Here is a 5,732-nt window from a genome sequence, read left to right as displayed (position 1 = left end):
AACCGACCGCCGCAAAACGCGGCGGCGGCACCGCTCGGCCTGAAACCGGTAACCCGACACAATCAGAAAACTGCCCGACGGAAACCCATCAAGCGACAACCCTGTGAGAAATGCGGGCTAGGCCGTGTGGACGAATTGACTCAGGTATAAGTTTTGGGATTCCGGATTTGATTTCAAAGTGATTCATAGGTTGCCGACGTGACTTGGAGGTCGGCAATGTGTACCAAGATGACAGAACGGGATTTCGAACTGGCGCTGGAGGTTTTCCGAGCTTGCTTGCCACGGGTAGGCGCAAAGGCAAAGAATGACCGTCTGTTTCTGGAGGCGCTGCATTATTTCACGCTTCACAACATCTCCTGGCGCGCCTTGCCCGAGCGGTTCGGCAACTGGAACAGCGTCTGGAAACGCTTCGACCGTCTTGGCAAGGCAGGCGTGTTCGAGGACCTTCGGTTGAAGTTACGGAATTAGATACGTCATTAATTCCGTAGTGAAGGTGATCGATGGGTCGGGTTGAGATTTTGACGGGCCGGGAGCGGCGGCGCATTTGGTCGGATGATCAGAAGCTGGCCATTCTTGAAGAGGTTGCGACCAGCGGCCTAACGATTGCTGATGTTGCTCGGCGGCATGATGTTCTGCCGCAACAGATCTACGCCTGGCGCCTCAAATTTGCTCAAGACCAGAGGGAGCATTTGTAGGAACCGTGTTTTCTGCCGGTAACGCTGGTAGCAAGCGAGGCCGAGAGACATGGTCAAGCACTGGAAGAAGAGTCTGTCCGGAAGCCTGCTCTGAAGAAGGCTGCACGAATGGGGCGGATCGAGATCCGCTGCAAAGGTGGCCGTGTACTGAAGGTGGATGCCGGGCTGGACCCTTTGATGCTGCAAGGACTGATCCGCTCGGTGGAAGAGGCATGATCGCGCCTGGATCGAACGTGCGGGTGTATCTGGCCTGCGGGGTAACAGACATACGCAAGGGGATTTCCGGCCTGTCGGCCCTGGTGCAGGAGGTTCTGCGTCAAAAGCCGGCGTCGGGCGCGGTGTTTGCCTTCCGGGGGCGGCGTGGCGACCGGGTCAAACTGCTTTATTGGGATGGGCAGGGCTTCTGCCTTTATTACAAGGTCCCGGAGCGTGGCCGCTTTCCCTGGCCGTCAGTTGCCGATGGCGTGGCGCGGCTGACGGCAGCGCAACTGGCGATGTTGTGGGAAGGGATTGACTGGCGGCGTCCGGCCTGGACGGCCCCACCGATGCGGGCCGGATAAAACCAGCTTTTCCATGAGGATAAGGTTGGCTGAACTCAAGCAAATCAGCTAAGAAATTGGCATGAGTTCCGCTGTTGCCAGCCTTCCCGACGACATCGATGCCTTGCGTGCGCTGTGTGCCCGGCAGGCGGAGGAATTGGCCAGACAGAGCGGGCAACTTCAAGCGCGCGACAGCCTGAATGATCGGCTCTTCCAATACTTTTTGAGTATACTCTCCCTCCGGCTTTTTGATTAGAGACATTTTCCTATACCTTTTCCTTCTTTGACTTCTTTGGCTCATTTAGACTAAAGATTTTTTCGAGTTCTCTTTAGTGTTCGCAGTTTTTCAATTATTATCTCGATCGTTTGACATTGATTGCATTCTTCATTTAGGTATTTAGTATAGCGAGAATAAACCGCATCAAAGAGAACTTCTATTGTTGATATGAAATGTTGGCGTCTAATATTTGGCAATCTATCTGTCGTCAATCCCCACCCAGCATAAAAAGACTTTCCGAAGGAATGAACCTTACAGCCAGCCATTAAACCTTCGAACCCTAGTTGACTTGATACGCAATAGACCTGCGAACAGGCCTCCAATAGCGCCCAAGGGTTAACCGGTTCGGGCGTTATCCTGAGGAGGCCTTTGCCAGAAGCCCGGGCAACCGCCGGACTTGAAATCGCAAGGCTGGCAATGGTTTCCAAGCTCAAATGTCCTGCCTTGCGACCCATCATGGTTTCTGGATGGACGCGCACCAGGACTTCTGCGCCGGGGTTTTCCGTCACAGCGGCTTCGAGCATGCACGAAAAAGTCGAGGCATCAGCAAGAGCGCCCTCGATGGACGCGTCACCCCTTGTCTGATCTACCACCAAAACCCGGTCTTCCGGACGGGTCGCCTTCAGACCAAGGTTCGTGACGTCCTCAATGGTGGAATTGTTGTATTTGGAAAGCCGGGAAGACCTAAGCAGGTCCATCGCCTGCCGCACCGAAGCGTCGCCCGTCGAAGTCGCTACGCGTTTGCGGATCAGGGCTTCCAGATCGCTCGGCTGCCTCGCGTCGTAATAGATCCCCGTCCGATCCATCACCATGGAAAGGGGCCGTTCGATGTTTCCCGGGTTGACCGAACGCAGGAAACCGTCTTCGAACGCAATATAAGGAATGCCCCGCCCGCGCGCCAGAGCACGAGCCCGATCCGCCGTCGGCTTATGTCCCCAGCCAGCGATCGCATCAACGCCCAATCCATTAGCCCTAAGTTTGCAGGCTGTGCCACCGGTCATCAGCTCAACCGCTTCGCGCAGCCGCCATAGACCTGAAGTGGCGATGCCGATCCTCATGCACATTCAATCCTTGCCGGAAACTTGGTTTCGCCCAAGCACCAGGGCTCAGGTCCTGTCCCGAACGTTGTAGTAGAGCAGGACAACCACGGACCAGAGCCCGGCCAGCACAAGGAAGAAGGCCAGCGAATAGAGGAAACGGCTGGGGTATTGCGCGTCTTCAGACAAGGTCGGCCTAATAAAAGTCGCAAGGTAAATGCTCTTGTTGTCGGCCTCCTGCCGCGCCTTTTCCAGGCTGGCCAGAGAAGTGACATAGAGCTGCTGCGCAAATTCTTCCTCAACGGCCAGTTCCGAATAATCGGCCAGTCTCAGGGACAGGTTGTCGCGGCGATCTCCGGTTTCACCGGTGACGGATCCGCCCGTACCGAGACGCTTGCGCACCGAGGCAATCTCGCCTTCCAGCGATGCGATCTGCTGGTCCAGCATGCGAATGCGCGGCGAGTCTTCGTCGAGATAGCTCATCAGGGTCGCCTTTTCCGCTTCGCGGCTGGCGCGCTCCTGGTCCAGGCCGGCAATCATCTCCGCCGCGATCTGCGCATTCGCTTCGGGATCAACTTCCTGGGTTTCCTGGCGGTAGGCCAGCATCTGCTTGCGAATAGCCTTAAGCCGTGCTTCCGCCCGAGCCACTGCCTCCTCAGCGTAGCGCACAGTCTGGCGGCGATTGGACTCCGACAACTTGTTGACGAGGATTTCACTGCGTTCCAGCACCGCCTCCGCTATTGTTACAGAGTCCTCTGGACGGAACGAGCGGACCTCTACATAAATGACGCTGGAGGTTGCATCAAAGCTTACGTCGACCATGTCGTTCCAATAATATAACCGATCCTCTATTGGCAGCCCGGACCCCATGGAGAACAAAAAGTCAGAGCTTTCCCGGTTGAAGATCGCGTCCAGATCAATGTCCTCGGGCAGGTCCTCCAGAATCGCCTGGCTTTGGATATAATCGGTCACAATGTAGCTGTTGGAGGTAGTTGAATCCGACCCGCCACCACCCATCACCATGCCGAGGATTTCGGTTGCGGCCACCGGGTTGGAGCTGCGTACGGCAAACGCCGTGGTGCTGTGGTACTGGTCGCTCGCCCAGAACAACATGTAAACAGAAAAAGCCGCCGATGGCAGCGCGACGAACAGAAAGAAGCCCACCAGAATGAGCCGGTGACGCAGCTTCGTGACCGACTTCGCCGTCGTACCTGGAAGCGCGAGATCGAGTAGCTTCTGAGGGTCGAGGCCGGACTTGCGAAGTCGTTTAACGAGCTTCCCGTCTCGTTCTCCTGATTTGGGGACCGAGCCTCCCTTCTTCGCCGGAAGGGTGAAGAAGGCTCCCTTGGAATCCGGCTCGACCTCGGTTTCAGGCAGCTTGTTGGCAGAAGACATTTTGTTCAAACCTTGAAACGGAACGATCCGACCTAGCGGCGATCCATGTTTTCATTATGCAGCTTGATGGCATCATCAATGTTGGCGAAATACGTTAACGAACCCTCTTCTAACACAATTCCCGTGGTGCAATAGTCTTTCAGTGCCGCGTTGGAATGTGACACCATGATGATATCGGAATTCTGCAGCTTTTCCTCAAAGACGCGCTTGCATTTTTTCTTGAAATTCGAGTCGCCGACCGCCGTGATCTCATCAACTAAGTAATAGTCGAAATCGATGCCCATACTGACGCCGAAAGCTAGTCTTGCCTTCATGCCTGATGAATAACTGTTGACCGGCATGTAATACGACCTCCCTAGCTCGGCGAAGTCCTGTACGTAATGCACCAGTTCTTCGGTATCGTGACCATATATACGAGCGACGAAGCGCACGTTTTGCTCTCCTGTCAAGGAACCGTTGAAGCTACCCTGGAAGCCGAGCGGAAAGGAGACGTTGGCCATTCTGATGACCCTGCCCGAAGTCGGTTTTATGGTCCCTGCGATCAGCCTCAGAAGGGTAGATTTGCCGGCACCGTTTCGGCCAAGTAATCCGATGCTATCGCCCCTCGGGACCGTGAAGGAAACATCTTTCGCAATATACCGGGTTTCGCCCTTGAGTCTGAAGCTCTTGGTTAGCCGATCCAGACGGATCATTTTTTTGGCTCCCGCAATTTTGCATCAAATAGCCAGACGATAAAAAGCCCGAAAACGATCGAAAAGATGGCAAGTCCGACGATAAAGGGCATGTTGACGTAGGACGCACGGTAGGTCGGATAGAAACCGGTTCGAAACAGGCCGACGATATGGACCAGTGGGTTCCAAAGCAGGATGTCCCGAAACGGGTGGGGAATTGTTTCGGGCAGAAAGAAAACACCCGAGACGATGAAGGCAGGGCGGTTGATGATCCCCCAAATCTGCTGGTAGGTGCTGTTCAGGTGAAACCAGACGATGTTGGAAGCTCCTACACCAGCGCCAAGCGTGATCGCGATCAAGGAGGCCAATAGGATGGGCCCGAGGTCGATCTTCTCAAACGGCACTACAAACCAAAGGCCACCAAATAGAAGCAGATTGACCACAAAAAGGGTTGCAATCTGCAGTACGACTCGGCCGATGATCGCATCAAATGGCCCCACCACTGGGTAATTCAACAAAGCCCTATTGGCGTCCACTGCCGAAGCAACTTGCTCGGAGGTTGAGCGGTAGATGTAGAACGCGGCATACCCCGTCGCAAAGAACAAGGTAAAGCTTCGCCCCAATGGCGGCACCTTCGCGATAGCCGAAAAAACCGTCGTCAGAATGGCGATTGTCAACACGGGATCCAGAACAGCCCACATATAGCCGCCAAACTTATTTCCATAGCGCGTTGTCATCTCGCGCACAACCAACGCGAACACGATAGCGAACTGCCGCTTTAGGCTCTTATGCAAGGGATCCGAATACATTTGCGCCATGGCTGGATCAGTTTCTCATCAGAGAGCCCACGAGGCCTCACTTTGCTTGCATGCGGTGGGCAAAGCGTGTGAATTAACGTTCGCCAGATGTATCGAAAACTTTCGAGGGCCAGATACCATGGAAGCTTCCCCAGTGACAATACCAGAAGGGCTCGCCAGTACCTATCTGCCCGTCTAGCCCGCATTTCTCACAGTGTTGTCGCTTGATGGGTTTCCGTCGGGCAGTTTTCTGATTGTGTCGGGTTACCGGTTTCATGCCGAGCGGTGCCGCCGCCGCGTTTTGCGGCGGTGGGTTTGTCA

The 5,732-nt window shown here is 54.9% G+C and carries 8 protein-coding genes; 4 read left to right on the top strand and 4 right to left on the bottom strand.

Annotation, left to right across the window (positions count from 1 at the left end):
* Nucleotides 1-216 precede the first annotated feature (216 nt).
* The 4 genes from M0H32_RS29315 (at nt 217) to M0H32_RS29305 (ending at nt 1,490) form a co-directional block, all read left to right on the top strand.
* A complete protein-coding gene (locus tag M0H32_RS29315) occupies nt 217-468 on the top strand; it encodes a transposase (RefSeq protein ID WP_248160295.1) in 252 nt (83 codons plus the stop codon).
* A 32-nt stretch (nt 469-500) separates the two neighbouring features.
* Nucleotides 501-695 carry a transposase gene (locus tag M0H32_RS29810; protein WP_425607378.1) on the top strand — a complete coding sequence of 65 codons (195 nt, stop codon included), beginning with the start codon at nt 501-503 and terminating at the stop codon, nt 693-695.
* A 212-nt stretch (nt 696-907) separates the two neighbouring features.
* On the top strand, nt 908-1,255 hold the full coding sequence (tnpB, locus tag M0H32_RS29310; RefSeq protein WP_248160293.1) for an IS66 family insertion sequence element accessory protein TnpB: 348 nt from the start codon (nt 908-910) through the stop codon (nt 1,253-1,255).
* 61 nt (nt 1,256-1,316) lie between these two features.
* Entirely contained in the window at nt 1,317-1,490 is a 174-nt protein-coding gene (locus M0H32_RS29305) for a hypothetical protein (protein WP_248160291.1), read from the top strand.
* Between the two features lie 50 nt (nt 1,491-1,540).
* Here the strand turns inward: M0H32_RS29305 and M0H32_RS29300 are convergent, their stop codons facing one another.
* The 4 genes from M0H32_RS29300 to M0H32_RS29285 are packed head-to-tail and all read right to left on the bottom strand — an operon-like array spanning nt 1,541 to nt 5,432.
* Complete coding sequence (locus tag M0H32_RS29300; RefSeq protein WP_248160289.1) at nt 1,541-2,569, bottom strand: capsular polysaccharide export protein, LipB/KpsS family; 1,029 nt, start codon at nt 2,567-2,569, stop codon at nt 1,541-1,543.
* Between the two features lie 48 nt (nt 2,570-2,617).
* Nucleotides 2,618-3,943: a KpsE/RkpR family capsule polysaccharide export protein gene (locus M0H32_RS29295; protein WP_248160288.1), complete on the bottom strand. Its 1,326-nt coding sequence runs from the start codon at nt 3,941-3,943 to the stop codon at nt 2,618-2,620.
* A 32-nt stretch (nt 3,944-3,975) separates the two neighbouring features.
* Nucleotides 3,976-4,635 (bottom strand): ABC transporter ATP-binding protein, encoded by a 660-nt coding sequence (locus tag M0H32_RS29290; protein WP_248160287.1) that lies wholly within the window; start codon nt 4,633-4,635, stop codon nt 3,976-3,978.
* Complete coding sequence (locus M0H32_RS29285) at nt 4,632-5,432, bottom strand: ABC transporter permease (protein ID WP_248160286.1); 801 nt, start codon at nt 5,430-5,432, stop codon at nt 4,632-4,634. Before M0H32_RS29285 ends, M0H32_RS29290 begins: the two co-directional genes overlap by 4 nt.
* Nucleotides 5,433-5,732 lie beyond the last annotated feature (300 nt).

It is taken from the genome of Roseibium sediminicola, from assembly GCF_023156505.1.
GTDB classification, from domain to species: Bacteria; Pseudomonadota; Alphaproteobacteria; order Rhizobiales; family Stappiaceae; genus Roseibium; species Roseibium sediminicola.
Note: the sequence above shows the minus strand (reverse complement) of the source record. Positions and strands in the feature narration are given on the sequence as shown.